This is a genomic window from Streptomyces sp. NPDC058289, from assembly GCF_042880975.1.
GTDB classification, from domain to species: domain Bacteria; phylum Actinomycetota; class Actinomycetes; order Streptomycetales; family Streptomycetaceae; genus Streptomyces; species Streptomyces stoeckheimensis.
On record NZ_JBHVYI010000017.1, the window covers coordinates 26,794 to 42,060 of the forward strand.

Annotated in this window: 9 protein-coding genes; all 9 read right to left on the minus strand. The window is 76.0% G+C overall.

The window, feature by feature from the left end; genetic code table 11:
* On the minus strand, positions 1-857 hold an 857-nt coding region (locus ACFVX6_RS11460; RefSeq protein WP_389690171.1), incomplete at its 3' end, for an MFS transporter.
* 90 nt (positions 858-947) lie between these two features.
* A complete protein-coding gene (locus ACFVX6_RS11465) occupies positions 948-3,992 on the minus strand; it encodes a type I polyketide synthase (protein WP_389690173.1) in 3,045 nt (1,014 codons plus the stop codon).
* Positions 3,989-8,203: an SDR family NAD(P)-dependent oxidoreductase gene (locus ACFVX6_RS11470; RefSeq protein ID WP_389690175.1), complete on the minus strand. Its 4,215-nt coding sequence runs from the start codon at positions 8,201-8,203 to the stop codon at positions 3,989-3,991. Before ACFVX6_RS11470 ends, ACFVX6_RS11465 begins: the two co-directional genes overlap by 4 nt.
* A 14-nt stretch (positions 8,204-8,217) precedes the next feature.
* On the minus strand, positions 8,218-9,837 hold the full coding sequence (locus ACFVX6_RS11475; protein ID WP_389690177.1) for a beta-ketoacyl synthase N-terminal-like domain-containing protein: 1,620 nt from the start codon (positions 9,835-9,837) through the stop codon (positions 8,218-8,220).
* On the minus strand, positions 9,834-11,609 hold the full coding sequence (locus tag ACFVX6_RS11480; RefSeq protein ID WP_389690179.1) for a fatty acyl-AMP ligase: 1,776 nt from the start codon (positions 11,607-11,609) through the stop codon (positions 9,834-9,836). The genes ACFVX6_RS11475 and ACFVX6_RS11480 overlap by 4 nt, the downstream gene beginning before the upstream one ends.
* An 11-nt stretch (positions 11,610-11,620) precedes the next feature.
* Positions 11,621-12,337, minus strand: coding sequence for a methyltransferase domain-containing protein (locus tag ACFVX6_RS11485; protein WP_389690181.1), 717 nt, complete (start codon positions 12,335-12,337; stop codon positions 11,621-11,623).
* Positions 12,334-13,797, minus strand: coding sequence for an amidophosphoribosyltransferase (gene purF / locus ACFVX6_RS11490; RefSeq protein ID WP_389690183.1), 1,464 nt, complete (start codon positions 13,795-13,797; stop codon positions 12,334-12,336). Before purF ends, ACFVX6_RS11485 begins: the two co-directional genes overlap by 4 nt.
* Entirely contained in the window at positions 13,794-14,297 is a 504-nt protein-coding gene (locus ACFVX6_RS11495) for a hypothetical protein (protein ID WP_389690185.1), read from the minus strand. The genes purF and ACFVX6_RS11495 overlap by 4 nt, the downstream gene beginning before the upstream one ends.
* Positions 14,294-15,178 (minus strand): hypothetical protein, encoded by an 885-nt coding sequence (locus ACFVX6_RS11500; protein WP_389690187.1) that lies wholly within the window; start codon positions 15,176-15,178, stop codon positions 14,294-14,296. The genes ACFVX6_RS11495 and ACFVX6_RS11500 overlap by 4 nt, the downstream gene beginning before the upstream one ends.
* Between the last annotated feature and the right edge of the window lie 89 nt (positions 15,179-15,267).

A 15,267-nucleotide genomic window follows, 5' to 3' on the forward strand; every position in this document is an offset into this window, starting at 1 on the left:
TGCGCCGGGGCGTGGTGGCCGTGAGTCGCAGCCTCGTGCGCCGGGGCGTGGTGGCCGTGAGTCGCAGCCTCGTGCGCCGGGGCGTGGTGGCCGTGAGTCGCAGCCTCGTGCGCCGGGGCGTGGTGGCCGTGTCCGGTTCCGTGTCCGGCGCCGTGCTCGGGTCCGTGGGCCGCCGCGTGGCCGGTTCCGTGCCCGGCGGTCGTCGCCTCCTTGACGAGGGCGGGAACCGCCACCAGGACGGCGAGGCCGATCGGCACGTTGACGAAGAAGATCGACTCCCAGCCCGGTCCGGACACCAGCACCCCGCCCAGCAGGACGCCGAAGGCGGCGCCGGTGGCGCCGATCGCGGCCCAGACCCCGAGCGCCCGGTTGCGTTCGGGCCCTTCGAACACCGTCATGATCAGCGCCATGGCCGCGGGCGACATCACGGCCGCGCCGATGCCCTGCACGGCCCTCGCGGTGATCAGCACGCCGCCGCTCTCGGCCAGTCCGGAGGCCAATGAGGCCGCGGTGAAGAGCGCGAGGCCCACCAGGAACATCCGGCGCCGGCCGAGCAGGTCGCCGAGTCGGCCGCCGAGCAGCAGCAGGCTGCCGAAGAACAGCGTGTACGCGGTGACGACCCAGGTCAACGAACCAGCGTTCAGCCCCAGTTCACCGCCGATGGTGGGCAGTGCGACGTTCACCACGGTGACGTCGACGATGAGCATGAACTGTGCCGTGCACAGCAGCGCGAGGATCAGCCACCGGCGCGGGTCCGGCGGTGCTCCGGCCTCCGCGTGCCCGTGGTGCGCGGTCGCGGCGTGGTGGGGATGCCCTGCCCCGGCCGGATCGGCGTGGGTATGACTCTCCAGGTTCACCGCATACTCCTTAACTTGAACAGCACTGTCAGAGTTACTGTAGAGCACCTCGCCCGTATTTTGTACAGTGCTGTTCAAGTTGAGAGCCGGTCAGGAGACCTTGACCGCAAGCCGCGACACGGTGGGATGCTCGAAGACGTCCTTGGGTGTGAAGTCCAGGCCGAAGGCCTGCGCCCGCCCGCAGACCCGCGCGGCCAGCACCGAATCACCCCCCAGGTCGAAGAAGTCCTCGTCCGGCTTGACCGACGCCACGCCCAGTACCTCCGCCCAGATCCCGGCCAGCACCTCGGCGGCGCCGCGGCCCGCCCGACCGGCGGTCGCTTCGGCCCGCTCCGCCGTCCGCGGCCGCTCCCGCTCCCGCACCTCGGCCGCGGCCGGCCGTGCGGGGTCCGCCGGGTCGGTCCAGTGCCGCACCCGCCGGAAGGGGTAGCCCGGCAGCGGCACCCGGCGTTCCCGCCCGTGCCGGGTCCCGGACCAGTCCACCTCCACCCCGGTCTCCCAGAGGGCCCCCAGCGCCCGCGAGAGCGCCTCGCCGTCGTCGATCCGCTCCTCGGGGTGGCGCATGGCACTCACCGCCAGGTGTGCGTCCGACCAGCCCGGGACCCGCCGGGCGGCCGAGGCGAGCGCCCGCCCGGGGCCCGTCTCGACCAGCGCCCGGCCGGGACCGTCCGGGCCGGTCCCGGCCAGCAGGGTTCGTACGCAGTCCGACCAGCGCACCGTGGAGCGCATCTGGCGGGCCCACCGCACCGGGTCGGTGGCCTCGGCGTCCGTCATCCAGCCGCCGGTCACGTTCGACAGCAGCGGAACGGCGGGGGCGGACAGCGGGACCCGGCCGACCAGTTCGGCGAAGCGCTCCGCCGCCTCGTCCATGGCCGCCGTGTGGAACGCGTGCGGGGTGCGCAGCGCCGTGACCGTGACGCCCTCCGCGGTCATCAGTGCCGAGAACGCGGCGGCCTGCGCGGGCGGCCCGGCGACCACGCAGGCTCCGGGCTCGTTCACCGCGGCCAGCTCCAGTCCGCTCCCGTCGAGCCGCGCGAGCAGCAGCTCTCGGGCCGCGCGCACCGAGAGCATCGTGCCCGCGGGGGCCGCGTGCATGAGCCGGCCCCGGGCCGCCACCAGCCGTACCGCGTCGGGGAGTTCCATTACCCCGGCGAGACAGGCCGCGGCGAACTCGCCCACGCTGTGCCCGGCGAGGGCCGCCGGGCGGACCCCGTGGCTCTCCAGGGTCCGCGCCAGTGCGTACTCGACGGCGAACAGTGCGGGCTGGGCCACGTCGGTGCGCAGCAGGTCCGCCGCGTCGCCGCGGAACACCGCGTCCCGCGGGTCCCGGCCGGTCTCGGCGGCGAACAGCTCCGCGCAACGGTCCAGTTCGAGGCGGAAGACCCCGCCGGCCCGGTACAGCCCCTCGCCCATGCGCGGGTACGGAGACCCCTGCCCGGGCAGCAGCAGCACCGGCGCGGGCGGGGCGGCGGCCACCCGGGCCGCGGGGCGGTCGGCGCGCAGCAGTGCGGCGGCCCGCTCGGGAGACCGGGCGGCGACCGCGGCCCGGAAACCGAAGGCCCGGCGCCCGGCCAGGGTGTGGGCCACGTCCATGAGGTCGGTGTCCGGGCCGATGGCCCCGGCCAGCTCCCGTCCCGCGTCCCGCAGCGCCTCGGGCGTACGGGCGCTGACGAGCAGCACCGGAGCGGCGGCCGGGGCCGGGGTCGGGGTCCGGCGGGGCGGGACGGGCGGGGCCTCGGTCAGCACCACGTGGGCGTTGGTGCCGCCGACGCCCAGGGAGCTGACCCCGGCCACCAGTGGCCCCGGTGCGGTCCACTGCCGGGTGTCGGCCACCACCTGGAACGGGCCGTCCCCCAGGCCGAGTTCCGGATTGGGTGCGGTGAAGTGTGCGGTCGCCGGGAGGGTCCGGTGCTCCAGCGCCAGGACCGTCTTGATCAGTCCGACGACACCGGAGGCGGCCTCCAGGTGGCCGATGTTGCCCTTGGCCGACCCGATCAGGCAAGGCGCCGTACGGTCACCCACCGGGTCGAGGGCCTGGCGCAGCGCAGCCGTCTCGACCGGGTCCCCCAGGACGGTGCCGGTGCCGTGCGCCTCGACGTAGCCGACCTGGTGCGGTTCCAGCCCGGCCACCGCCAGCGCCTCGGCGATCACCGCGGCCTGCATTTCGACGCTGGGCGCGGTGAAGCCCATCTTGAGGGAACCGTCGTTGTTGACGGCGGTTCCGCGCACGACCGCGCGGATCCGGTCCCCGTCGGCGAGCGCGTCGGAGAGCCGCTTGAGGGCGACCACCCCGCCGCCGCTGCCGAAGACGGTGCCGTTCGCGGCCGCGTCGAAGGGCCGGCAGAAGCCGTCCGCGGACATCATCGAACCGGGCTCGTGCAGATAGCCCGCGCGGTGCGGGACCTTCACGGTCATCCCGCCCGCGAGGGCGAGGTCCGTCTCCCCGGACAGCAGGCTCTGGCAGGCCAGGTGCACCGCCACCAACGAGCTGGAGCAGGCGGTCTGCACGGTGAGGGCGGGGCCCCTCAGGTCCAGTGCGTGCGCGACCCGGGTGGCGAAGAAGTTCGGGTCGGTCAGGGTCAGGGCGTGGATCAGGGCGGGGGAGGTGCCGGAGCCGAGCAGGACCCGGGGATCGTGGTGCGAGAGCAGGTTGTAGCCGAAGTAGCCGCTGAAGGAAGGGGCCGCGAACACCCCGACCGCGTCGTCCCGCGCGGCCGGGTCGTGCCCCGCGTCCTCCAGGGCGTGCCAGCAGGATTCCAGGAACAGCCGCTGCTGGGGGTCCATGGCGGCGGCCACGGCGGGCGGCAGCCCGAAGAACTCCGCGTCGAATTCCGCGAACCCCTCGAGGGTCGCCGCCCGCCGGACGTAGCCGGGCCCGGCAAGCGCCGAGTCGGGCACCCCGGCGGCCAGCAGCTCCGCGTCGTCGAGTTCCTCCAGGCAGTCCCGCCCGGCGACCAGGTGGTCCCAGAACTCCTCCGTGGTGCGGGCCCCGGGGAACCGGCCCGCGATCCCCACGACCGCCACGGCCTCGGGCCCGGCCTCGATCCCGGACCCGACCCCGGTCTCGTCATCGGTACCAGTACCGGTACCCGTACCGGTCTGTGCCCCGCCGGCATCCGGCCGTGCGTCGCTCATGAACCGCTCCTCCGTGCATCCCGTATGTCCCGTACCTCGCGCACGTCCCGTGCGTCGCGCCGTCTCGCCCGGCCGGCTCCGGCCAGGGCGGTCCGGGCGGCCGCCCGGCGCGTGGCGTCGCGCACGGCGCCGGGCGCCGCCGCCGGGCGTGCGCCACCGGCCTCGCCGACGCTGCCGCCGGCGGTGCCCTCGGCGTCGTCGGCCCCTTCGGAGCCCCCGGCGAGGGCGTCCGTCACCAGCGCCGCCAGATCTGCGGCGCTGGCCCCCTGGAGCAGCCGCGCCACCGGCACGTCCACCGCGAAGTCCTCGAACAGCGCGTTCTTGATCCGTACGGCGGCCAGCGAGTCCAGCCCCAGGTGCACCAGCGGACGGTCCGCGATCCGGCCGGGGTCCGCGAAGCCGAGCACCCGTCCGACGCTCAGGAGCGTCCGGGCCCGTACGGCCACCCGCCGCGCCCCGTCCGGCAGCGCGGCCAGGGCCGCCCGGTCGACACCGGACTGCGTGGCGGACCCCGGACCGTCCGCCCCCGCCAGGGCGGAGAGGAAGGAGGAGGTACGCGTCTGCGGATAGGCCTCGACGAAGGCGGAGCCGGTCAGCCGGGCCACCCCGGCGTGGGCCGCGTCACCGGCCAGCAGGGCCTCCAGCGCTGCGAAGCCCTCGCGCGGGGTCAGCTTGCCCAGCCCGGGGACGGTGCGGTCGCGCACGGCGCCGATTCCCTCCCACGGGCCCCAGTTGACCGCGAGGGCGGTCATGCCCCGGGCCCGCCGGAGCGCCACCACGGAGTCGAGGAAGGCGTTGGCCGCCGCGTATTCGGCCTGGCCGGCCGAGCCGACCAGGGAGGCCAGTGAGGAGAAGCCGATCCACCAGTCGAGCCCGGCCCGCGCGGTGGCCTCGTGCAGGCGCCAGGCACCGGTGGCCTTCGGCGACCACACCCGGTGCAGCCGGCCTCCGTCGGGCTCGGTGACCAGCGCGTCCTCCAGTACGGCCGCGGTGTGCACCACCCCGCGCAGCCGTACGCCCGCCGCCGCCAGTACGTCCGCCATGCGTTCGGCGGTCCCCGGGGCGGCCACGTCCCCCGTGACCAGCTCGACGCGGGTGCCCAGGGCCCGGATCCGCTCCAGTTCGAGGGCGGCTTCCGGTCCGAACACGCCGCGGCCGCCCAGGACCACGGTCCCCGCGCCGCCTTCGGCGAGCCAGCGGGCGGTGGCGAGGCCCAGGCCGCGCGTGCCGCCGGTGACGAGGTAGCCGCCCCCCGGCCGCACGACGACACGGCCCCGGCCGCCGCCGTCGGCGGCCTGCCCGGCTTGCTCCGCCCGCCCGGCCGGCGGCGGTCCGGCGACCAGGCGCGCCACATGGCGCTGCCCGCCCCGCCAGGCGACCTCGTCCGGGCCGTCCCGGTCGAGGATCTCGGCCACGGGCAGGGCCCCCGTCCGGTCCAGGTCGACGATGCGCGCCCGTAGTTCGGGCCGCTCCTGGCGCAGCGTACGGACGACCGCGCGCAGCGCCGCCTGGCCCGGATCGGGCTCCTCGCCCTCCCGCACCGGCTGGGCGCGTACGGTCAGCACGGTCAGCGGGGGCGGCGGCGTGCCGGTGTCCTCGTACCGGCGCAGCAGTCCCGAGACGAGCCTGAGCGCCGAGTCCACCCGCTCCTCGGCGGAGCCGGGCACGTCCGGGGACGCGTCCGGTCCGGCCCAGGCGGTCAACACCACGCCGTCCACCCGGCCGGCGGCGTCCCCGGCGGCAGCCCAGGGCCCGTCCGGGCCGACGCGTGCGCTGGCGACTCCGGCGGCCGACAGGGCGGCGGTCACCGTGCCGTCCGGGTCGCCGCTCACGAGCAGCCGTCGCGGCTCGTCGCCCGGCCCGGAGCCCGGTGTGGAGCCCGGCGCGGCCACGGTCTCCCAGCGCACGTGGCGCAGCAGGGGCGCCACGTCGACGGGCAGCGCGTCCTCGCCGACCGGGCTGAGCCGGACGCCTGTCAGCCGGGCGACCGGCGCACCCCCGGGGTCCGTGATCTCCACGTCGGCGGACAGGGTGCCCGCGGCGCCGGGACGCAGCCGGGCCCGGCAGACGAGCTCGTCCCCCGGGGTCCCGGTGACCCGGAGCCGCTCCACTCCCGTCGGCAGGTACGTGCCCTGCGTGCCCTCCGGCATCAGCGAACCCAGCCCGTGCAGGCAGGCGTCGAGGAGCGCCGGGTGGAAGCGCCACCGGCCGTCCGCGGCCAGCACGGCCGGCCGGGCCACCCGGCTCACGGCGAAGCCCCCGCCCACCCGTACCCCGGTGACCCCGGCGAAGGCGGGCCCGTGCTCCTGGCCCAGCGCGCGCAGGGCCGCGTAGAGCGCCTGCGGGTCGTGCGGTGCGCCGTCCCCGCCGTCCCCGCCGTCCTCCCGGTGGTGGTCCCGGTGGTGGTCCCGGTCCTCCCGGTCCTCCGCGTCGGCCCAGAGCTCCCGGTCCTCCCGTACGAGGCCGGGCGCGCGGGCGGCCACGAGGGCCACCCGCGCACTGGCCAGCACCGCCCCGGTGCTCCCGGCGCCGGTCCCGGCGACCACGGAGACGGTGCCGCCGTGGCCTTCGGGGTCTTCCTCCAAGGTGGTGGTGAGGGTCGCGGGCCGGTCCAGGGGCAGGACCCGGGCCAGGTCGAGCCCGGTGACCTCCACCCGGTCCGGCCCGGCACCGAACGCCTCGCAGGCGCAGGCCAGGGCGAGCTCCGCGTACGCGGTGCCCGGCAGCACCGGCGTGCCCTGGACCCGGTGGTCGTCGAGCCACGGCAGCCGATCGGTGCCGACCCGGCTCTGCCACACATGGCGGACGGGCGTGCCCGGCAGGGTGATCCGGTGGCCGAGCAGCGGATGCGCCGGGGATTCCACGGGGGCGCGGCGGGGCCGCGGGAAGGCCCGGTGCTGCCAGGCGTAGGCGGGAAGTTCGGCCGGCCGACCCGCCGGGACGGCCTGCCGGGGAAGCGTCACCCCCGCGCAGTGCAGGGTCGCGAGGGCGCCCGCGAGCGAGGCACCGGCCGGGGCGCCGCGGCCGAGGGTGCCCAACACCGTGCTCCGGCCGCGGTGCGCGCCGTCGGTCTTCAGTACGGTCTCCAGGACCGACTGGGCGACCACGGGGTGCGGCGACACCTCCATGAAGACGCGCAACCCGTCCTCGGCGGCGGCCCGTACGGCCTCGGTCAGCCGCACGGGCCTGCGCAGGTTCGCCGCCCAGTACCCGGCGTCGAGGGCGGGCCGCTCCCTCGGGTCCTCCGAGGTGCAGCTGTAGTGGGCGAGCCGGGGCGTGGCCGGCTCGATGTCGCCCAGTGCGGCGGTGAGTTCGCCGAGCAGGGGGTCGACGAGCGGGCTGTGCGCGCCGATCCGCACGCCCGGCACCAGGCGGGCCAGCAGCCCCTCCGCGCGGCATTCGGCCACGAAGGCCTCGACGGCGTCCGGAAGCCCCGCCACCACACAGGCGCGCGGCGAGGAGTGCACGGCGACGGACACGCCCGGCCGGCCGGTGAGCCGGCGCCGCGCCTCGGCGGCGTCCAGCTCCACCAGGGCCGTGGCTCCGGTGCCGGCCAGCCGCCGCTCCATCAGCAGGGACCGGCGGCACACGATCCGCGCCCCGTCCTCGGGGGTGAGGGCGCCGGAGACCACGGCGGCGGCGATCTCGCCCATCGAGTGGCCGATCACGGCGGCGGGCAGGATGCCCCGTTCGCGGAACACCGCCGCGAGGCCCACCTGGAGGGCGTACACGGCGGGCTGCACCTGGTCCATCCCGGACCCCGCCAGGCCGTCCCGCGTGATCAGCGTGCGCAGGTCGTGGCCGCTCTCCTCCCGCACGACCCCTTCGAGGGCGTCGATGACGGCGGTGAACGAGGATTCCCGGGACAGGAGTTCGGCGCCCATGCCGTCCCACTGCGAACCGTGGCCCGAGAAGACGAACACCGGAGAGGCGGGCCGGGTGTCCGACAGGCTGCCGCGCACGGCGAGGGGCCCGGGCTCCCCGCCGTCGGCGACGGTCTCCAGCAGCCCGGCGAGCGCCGCGCGGTCGGTGGTCCGGACCACGAGGCGTTCGGCGAGGTGGGCGCGGCGTACCGCGAGGGTGTGGGCCACGTCGGCGAGGGGGACGCGGGCGCCGTCGGCGGTCAGCCAGCGGGCCAGCCGGCCGGCGTTCTCGCGCAGGGCCCCGGGCGAGCGGGCGGAGAGCGCGAAGAGCATCTCGGTCTTTTCCATGGGGGAGTTCACTCTCACTCGGTGATCGACACCGTCTGGGGAACCGGGGCTTCGAGGAGCACCGCGTGGGCGTTGGTGCCGCCGAACCCGAAGGAGCTGACTCCGGCGGTGCGCGGCCGCTCGCCGCGCGCCCACGGGGTCGGCCGGTCCACGACGGACAGGCCCCACTCGTCCAGCGGGATCCGGGGGTTGGGGGCGTCGTGGTGCAGGGTTGCCGGGATCACTCCGTGGTGCAGGGCCAGTACGCACTTGGCCAGTCCGGCGAGTCCGGCCGCGCCCTCGAGGTGGCCGAGGTTGGACTTGACCGAGCCGATCCGCAACGCGGAGCCCGCGGTCCTGGTGCCGCCGAGCGCGGCGCCGAGCGCGGCCGCCTCGATCGGATCGCCCAGCGGGGTTCCGGTGCCGTGGGCCTCCACGTACCCGGCTTCGGCGGGATCGAGTCCGGAGCCGGCCCAGACCTCGCGGATCAGGGCCTCCTGGGCTGCCGGGTTGGGTGCCATCAGCCCGTTCGAGCGGCCGTCCTGGTTGGTGCCGGTGGCGCGGACCACGGCGAGCACCCGGTCGCCGTCGCGCAGGGCGTCGGCGAGCCTGCGCACCACGACGACCAGGCAGCCCTCGCCGCGCACGTAGCCGTCCGCCGCGGCGGAGAACGGGCGACAGCGCCCGCCCGGCGAAAGGACGCCCCCCGCCCCGAAGTTGAGCGTCACGCCGGGGGAGAGCAGCAGGTTCACGCCGCCGACCAGGGCGGTGTCGCACTCGCCCGCGAGCAGCCCGCGCCGGGCCAGGTGCAGGGCCACGAGCGAGGAGGAACAGGCGGTGTCGACCGTCATGCTGGGGCCCCGCAGGTCCAGCGCGTACGAGAGCCGGTTGGCGATGATGCTCATGGCGGACCCGGTGCCGGTGCGTGCGGTGATCGACGGCAGGTCCTCCAGGGCAGTCCGCCCGTGATCGTCGCTGCACGCACCCACGTACACGCCGGTACGGGAGCCCGCCAGCCCGTCGGCCGGCAGCCCCGCGTGCTCCAGGGCCTCCCACGCGACCTCCAGCAGGATCCGCTGCTGCGGATCCATCTCGGCGGCCTCGGCCGGCGCGATGCCGAAGAACTCCGCGTCGAAGCCGTCCACGTCGTCGAGGAAGGAGCCGTGCGGCACGGCCCGGTCGACGGCGGCCGCGTGCGCGGGCGACACCTGGCGGTACGGCTCCCAGCGGCCCTCCGGGACGGTGGTGACGGCGTCGCCGCCGCGGCTCAGCAGCTCCCAGAACCCGGCCGCGGAGGCGATGCCCCCGGGGAGCCGGCAGCCGAGGCCGACCACCGCGAGGTCCGTGTCGCCGTACGGGGAGCCCTCATCGCCCGCTTCCGCGGCGGGCCCGGCATCCGGCTGCTCGGGCCGCTCCCGCTGCTCGGGGCCGCCGGTCAGGAAGGCGGTCAGCCGGTGGATGGTGGGGTGCTGCCACAGCACGGTCGGCGGCAGGTCCCGGTCGAGCAGCTCCTCCAGCTCGCCCGAGAGCGCCACCGCGTCGATGGAGGCGAACCCGTACGTGTCGAACGGCAGATCGGGGTCGATGCGGTGCTCGGGCAGACCGCTGCGCCGGGCCACGCGCGCGACGAGCAGTCGGTACAGTTCCTCGCTCACAGGGCCGGCGCCCCGTCCCGTACCGCGGCGCCCGTTCCCGTGGCGACGGCGAGGTCCCCCGCCAGGTACAGGTCGCGGCACGCGGCACGGCGGACCTTCCCGCTCGTGGTCTTGGGCAGCGCCCCGCGCCGGATCAGCACGACCTCGTGCACGTCCAGGGCGTGCCGGGCCACCACGGAGGCGCGGACCGCCGCGCGGATCGCCTCCAGTTCCCCCGGGTCGCGGCCGCGGTCGAGCTCGGCGACGATCACGGCCCGTTCCCCGGTCTCGTCGAACAACCCGGCGGAGAACGCGGCGACATGACCGCGCCGGATCGCCGTCTGCGCCTCCTGGACGGTCAGTTCGACGTCGGCGGGGTGGTGGTTGCGCCCGCCCGCGACGATCAGGTCCTTGATGCGGCCCGTCAGGAACAGTTCGCCGTCCCGGAGGAAGCCCAGGTCGCCGGTGCGCAGCCAGGCTCCGTCCGGAGCCGACGGGGTCACCGCGCGGAAGACTTCGGCGGAACGCTCCGGCCGCCCCCAGTACCCGGCGCACACGTTGGCCCCGCGCACCCACACCTCGCCCGCGGAGTCCCCGGACACGGCCTCCCCGGTCCGGGGGTCGACGATGCGCACCTCCTGGCCGGCGGGCGTGCCGCAGGACACCACGCGGTATCCGTCCTCTTCGGCATCCGGCAGGACGCGTACCCGGTCCGCCGCCAGCTCGGCACGGTCCAGCCGCAGCACGCGGGGTGCTCCGGGACCGCCGAGGGTGACGGCGAGGGTGGCCTCCGCCAGGCCGTAGCTGGGGCAGTGGGCCTGCGGACGGAACCCGTGGGGCCCGAACTCCGCGGTGAACCGGTCCAGGGTCGAGGCCCGCACCGGCTCGGAGCCGTTGACGAGGGTGCGGAGCGACGAGAGGTCGAGGCCCGTCCGGGCGTTCGCCGGTACCCGGTCGACGCACAGGTCGAGGCCGAAGTTCGGGGACACCGTGTGCGTGACCCGGTGGTCGCTGATCGCGCGCAGCCAGCGGACGGGCCGCTGGATGAAGGAGAACGGCGACATCAGCACGGCGGGCGTGCCGTTGATCAGCGGCACGGCGAGCATCAGCAGGAGGCCCATGTCGTGGAAGAACGGCAGCCAGCCGGCGATGCGCGCGTCGTCGCCGATCGCGAGCCCCGCGCGCAACTGCTCGGCCCCGACGGCCAGATTGCGGTGCGTGACCTCGACACCGGTCGGCTGCCGGGTCGACCCCGAGGTGTACTGGAGGTACGCGACGCCGTTCGGGTGCTGCGTCTCGGGCAGGACCAGGTCCCGGCCCAGCGCCGGATCCAGGGTGTCCACGTACAGCACGGAAGGCTGCCCGAGGCCCGGTGCGTCGGCCAGCAGCTCGCGTACGGGCTGTTCGTGCGCGCTGGTGGTCAGGACCACGCCCGCCGTGCAGTCGGCCATGGCGAGGTGCAGCCGCTCGTCCGTACGGAACGCCTCGGGGGCGTACAGGGGTACGGCGATCACCCCGCTGTAGAGGCAGCCGAGCAGGGCGGCGACGTAGTCCGCCGTGTGCGGGCAGAGGATGGCGGCCCGGTCGCCCGGCACGGCGATGCGGCTCAGGGCGCCCGCCACGGAGCGCGCCCGCGCTTCGAGCATGCCGTAGGTCAGCTCGCGGACGACGCCGGCCCGGTCGGCGGAGTAGTCGACGAAGGTGAGCGCCGTGGCGTCCGGGCGGCGCCGGGCGGCTTCGTGGACGGCCGAGGCCAGGCCGCGCGGCTCGGACGGGGTGTTCACAGACAGCACGATTCTTCCGATCAGTCGCGGTCGGCCGGCTGGGCCGACGGCACGGCGGTGCCGCGCAGGTAGGGCGTGTTGGTGGGGTAGCGGGGCCACGGGCGGACGATCTCGTGGACGCGCACCTGGTACCCGGCCTCGTGCAGCGCGCTCAGGAGGCGCCGGTTGGCGTTGCAGCCGCCGGCCGCGCGGCGCCACAGCGGGGCCAGGACGTCCTGGAGCAGGCCCACCGCTCCGGGGGACCGGACGTGCTCGAAGAAGACGAGCTGTCCGCCGGGCTTGAGCACGCGCCGGATCTCCGAGAGCGCGGCGGGCAGGTCGACGACCGTGCAGAGGACGAGGGTGCACACGACGGTGTCGAAGGTGTCGTCGGGCAGCGGCAGGCTCTCGGCCCAGGCGTCCACGACCTCCACCTCGATGGGCGCCTCGGCGGCCCGCACCCGGAGCTGCCGCAGCATCTCGCTGGCCGGTTCTACGGCGACCAGCGAGTCGGCCTTGGCGAAGTAGGGCACGTTGGCCCCGGAGCCGGCGCCCACCTCGAGGACGGCGCCCGTCAGCTCGCCGAACATGAGGGTGCGCAGCGGGCGGCCCCACTTCTCCTCGGCGCGCGCGGTCATGGCGTCGTAGTAGCGGGCGAAGAACTTGCCGCTGCGGCTCTCCAGCCGGGGGTTCGTGTCGGCGGTGGACGCGCTGTGTGTGCTGTGCGTGCTGTCCGTGGTGCTCGTGCTGCTCGTCATGCGAGGGCTCTCCTGTGGGTGGGTACGGCGGTTCGGCCTGCGGATGCGGGCACGGCGGTGGGGTACCGGCCGTCGAGGCAGGCGGTGCAGAGGTCTGCGGGGTCCTTGCCGACGGCCCGGACGAGCAGGTCGAGCGGGAGGAACTCCGCGCTCTCGCAGCCCAGCCGGTCCGCGAGGGCGGAGTCGGGCAGCCCGGTCGCGAGCAGCGCGTCACCGCGGGCGGTGTCGATGCCGTAGAAGCAGGGCAGGCGGTGAGGCGGGGAGGCGACCCGCAGGTGGATGTCGCGGGCGCCCGCGGCCCGCAGCAGCGCGGTGACCGTCGCCATCGTGGTGCCGCGCACCAGCGAGTCGTCCACCAGGACCACGGACCGGCCGGACACCGCGGCGGGTACGGCCGACAGCTTGGCGCGCACGGCGGCCTCGCGGTCGGCGGCGGTGCCGCCGATGAAGGACCGGCCGACCCCCTCGTTCCGCAACAGGCCCTGAACGGTGGGCAGTCCGGAGCGCCACGCGTACGCGTCCGCGGCGACGCGTGCGGTCTCGGGCACCGCCACCACCACCGGGTCCACGGCTCCGGGCGGCGGCGGGGCGTGCTCGGCGAGGGCGAGGCCGGCCGCGTACCGGGTGCGGTGGACGCTCTGCGCGTCCACGACGGAATCGGCCCGCGCGAAGTACACGTACTCGAACACGCAGGAGGCGCGCCGGGCCCCGGGGGCCGGGAGCCTGCCGGTGCGGATGCCGTCGGGGCCCGCCTCCAGGACCTCGCCGGGCTCGAGGTCCCGTACGAGTTCGGCGCCGACGGCGGTGAGGGCCGCAGACTCCGAGGCGAGCAGCCAGGCGTCGCCCAGCCGCCCGAGGCACAGCGGCCGGAAGGCGTGCGGGTCGCGCACCCCGTAGAGGCGCAGCCCGTCGGTGAGGACGAGGGCGTACGCGCCGTCGACCGAGGGCAGCACCTCGTGCAGGGCCGCCGCGAGCGTCAGCCCGCGCCGGGCCCTCACCTCGTGCAGCACTCGGGTGAGCAGGGCGGTGTCCGCCTCGCCCGGGCGTACGGGCACCCCGTGGGCGGCGGCTGCGGTCTCGGCGCCGATGAGGGTGCCGTTGTGCGCGACGGCGAGGGCGGGGCGGCCCGCAGGGCCGGCGACGGCGGGCTGGGCGAGTGCGGCGTCGGAGCCGAGGCCGGCGCCGCCCGAGGTTCCGTAGCGGACGTGGCCGATCGCGCCCGGCCCGGCGGGCAGGCCGTCCGGACCGGGGAACACCTCGGTGACCCGGCCCGCGCCCGCCCGGCGGGTCAGTACGCCGTCGCGGCAGGCGACGATCCCCGCGCTCTGCCGGCCGCGGTGCTGCAGGGCCGTCAGCATGGTGCGGACCAGGGGTGCGGCGTCCCCTGCCGCGCCCCATACACCGGCGACTCCGCAGGCCTCGCGCGGCTTCCCGGACGGATCGCCGCCGGCGTCGCTCATGCCTGCGCCGCCAGCCAGCGCTCGAAGGAGGCGAGGTCGGGGACGATCACGTCGGAGCAGGACAGCACCGCGAGGTTCTGGCGCATCCGCGTCACGGCCACGACCGTGGCGCCGCCCCGGTGGGCGCTGAGCATCTCCGCCGCGGTGCCCATGCTGGGCTCGTGGCCGGGCAGCCAGGCCACGCACACGTCGCTCTCGGCGGCCAGCTCGGTCAGCCGGTGGAAGGTCGAGGTGAGCAGCTGGACGGCCGGGTCGAGGGTGGCCCGGTACACCTCGGGAGTGTCCGCGAGCGCGGCGTGGCCGGCCCTGATCGGCTGCTCCTGGGCGCCGATCCACTCCCGCATCAGGATGTCGGGATCGTGCACCACGGCATCGGGGCGGTGCTCCAGGATGCTGCGGCGCAGCCGCTCGCGGTAGCCCTGGTCGGCCAGTTCGGCGCCGCCGCGGGCGCCCTGCATGACGCCGGCGAGGAAGTAGGAACGGGGGTGCGGGGTGCTCACGCGTCCTCCAGGGAGTAGTCGTTGACGAGGAGACCGGCCGGGGCGGCCGCGTCGTAGAGCGCGGCGGCGCCGAGGAGGTGGTCCACCACCTCGTCGGGGTCGCAGCGCAACGCCTCGGCCACCCGCTCCAGTTCGCGCCCGAAGGCGGCGCTGCCCCAACGGCTGACCGCGCCCTGGTTGTCGCGTGCGATCAGCGCCGCCGCGTCGGCGAGGGCCCCGCGCGGGCGGCCGGCGAAGGGCAGGACGACCTCGGCGAGGCCGTCGTCGCCGGGGTGCACGACCCGTACGGACAGGTTGTCCTGTTCGGGGTGCAGCAGGAGTTCCCGTACCAGCGGGGCCGGCACCGGAAGTTCGCGGACCGTGTCCCCGGGCCGCATCGTGTAGGCGCGGTGCATGACCCGGTCGCCGAGCCGGGGGCTGTAGCGCAGGTACTGCAGCCGCAGGACCCCGTCAGCCGGCTGCCACAGCGCCCGCAGCAGCGAGGGGGCGGTGGAGCCGTCCGGGCGGTGGCGCAGCGGGTAGGCCTGCGCCTCGGCCCGTACGACGCCGTCGACGGCGTCGGCCCGCGCCAGCCGCAGCGGGGTGCGGTGCATCAGGTAGGGGTCGATGACGGTGAGGGTCTCGCCGTCGTCGTAGAGCGCGCAGACGTGCCGGCCGCCGACGCGGTACTCGGCCTCGGTGCCGGTGTGCAGGGCGATCCGCTCGCCGGCCCGGAAGGTCTGCCAGGCGCAGGCGGTGCCGAAGCGCTCGGGAGAGGAACCGGTCCCGTAGTGGACGTGGTACTGCGCGGCGCTGTTGTACGGGACCTGCGTGAGCACCTCGGTGAGGGTGTCCTGGAGCACCCGGAAGTCGGGGCGGATGGCTGGGGCGGGAGCCGCCATGGGTCTGTCTCCTAGCGGGGGTCGGACGGTCTGCGTGCGGGGCCGGGGACCGGGCGGGACGGGGGATGGAGCCGGGGAGCGCGGGGGCC

Coding starts and splice junctions, on each gene's coding strand:
- ACFVX6_RS11485 (WP_389690181.1), bottom strand. CDS start 12,337: ATGACGAGCAGCACGAGCACCACGGACAGCACGCACAGCACACACAGC.
- ACFVX6_RS11500 (WP_389690187.1), bottom strand. CDS start 15,178: ATGGCGGCTCCCGCCCCAGCCATCCGCCCCGACTTCCGGGTGCTCCAG.
- ACFVX6_RS11470 (WP_389690175.1), bottom strand. CDS start 8,203: ATGGAAAAGACCGAGATGCTCTTCGCGCTCTCCGCCCGCTCGCCCGGG.
- purF (WP_389690183.1), bottom strand. CDS start 13,797: ATGAGCGACGCCGGCGGCGATCCGTCCGGGAAGCCGCGCGAGGCCTGC.
- ACFVX6_RS11465 (WP_389690173.1), bottom strand. CDS start 3,992: ATGAGCGACGCACGGCCGGATGCCGGCGGGGCACAGACCGGTACGGGT.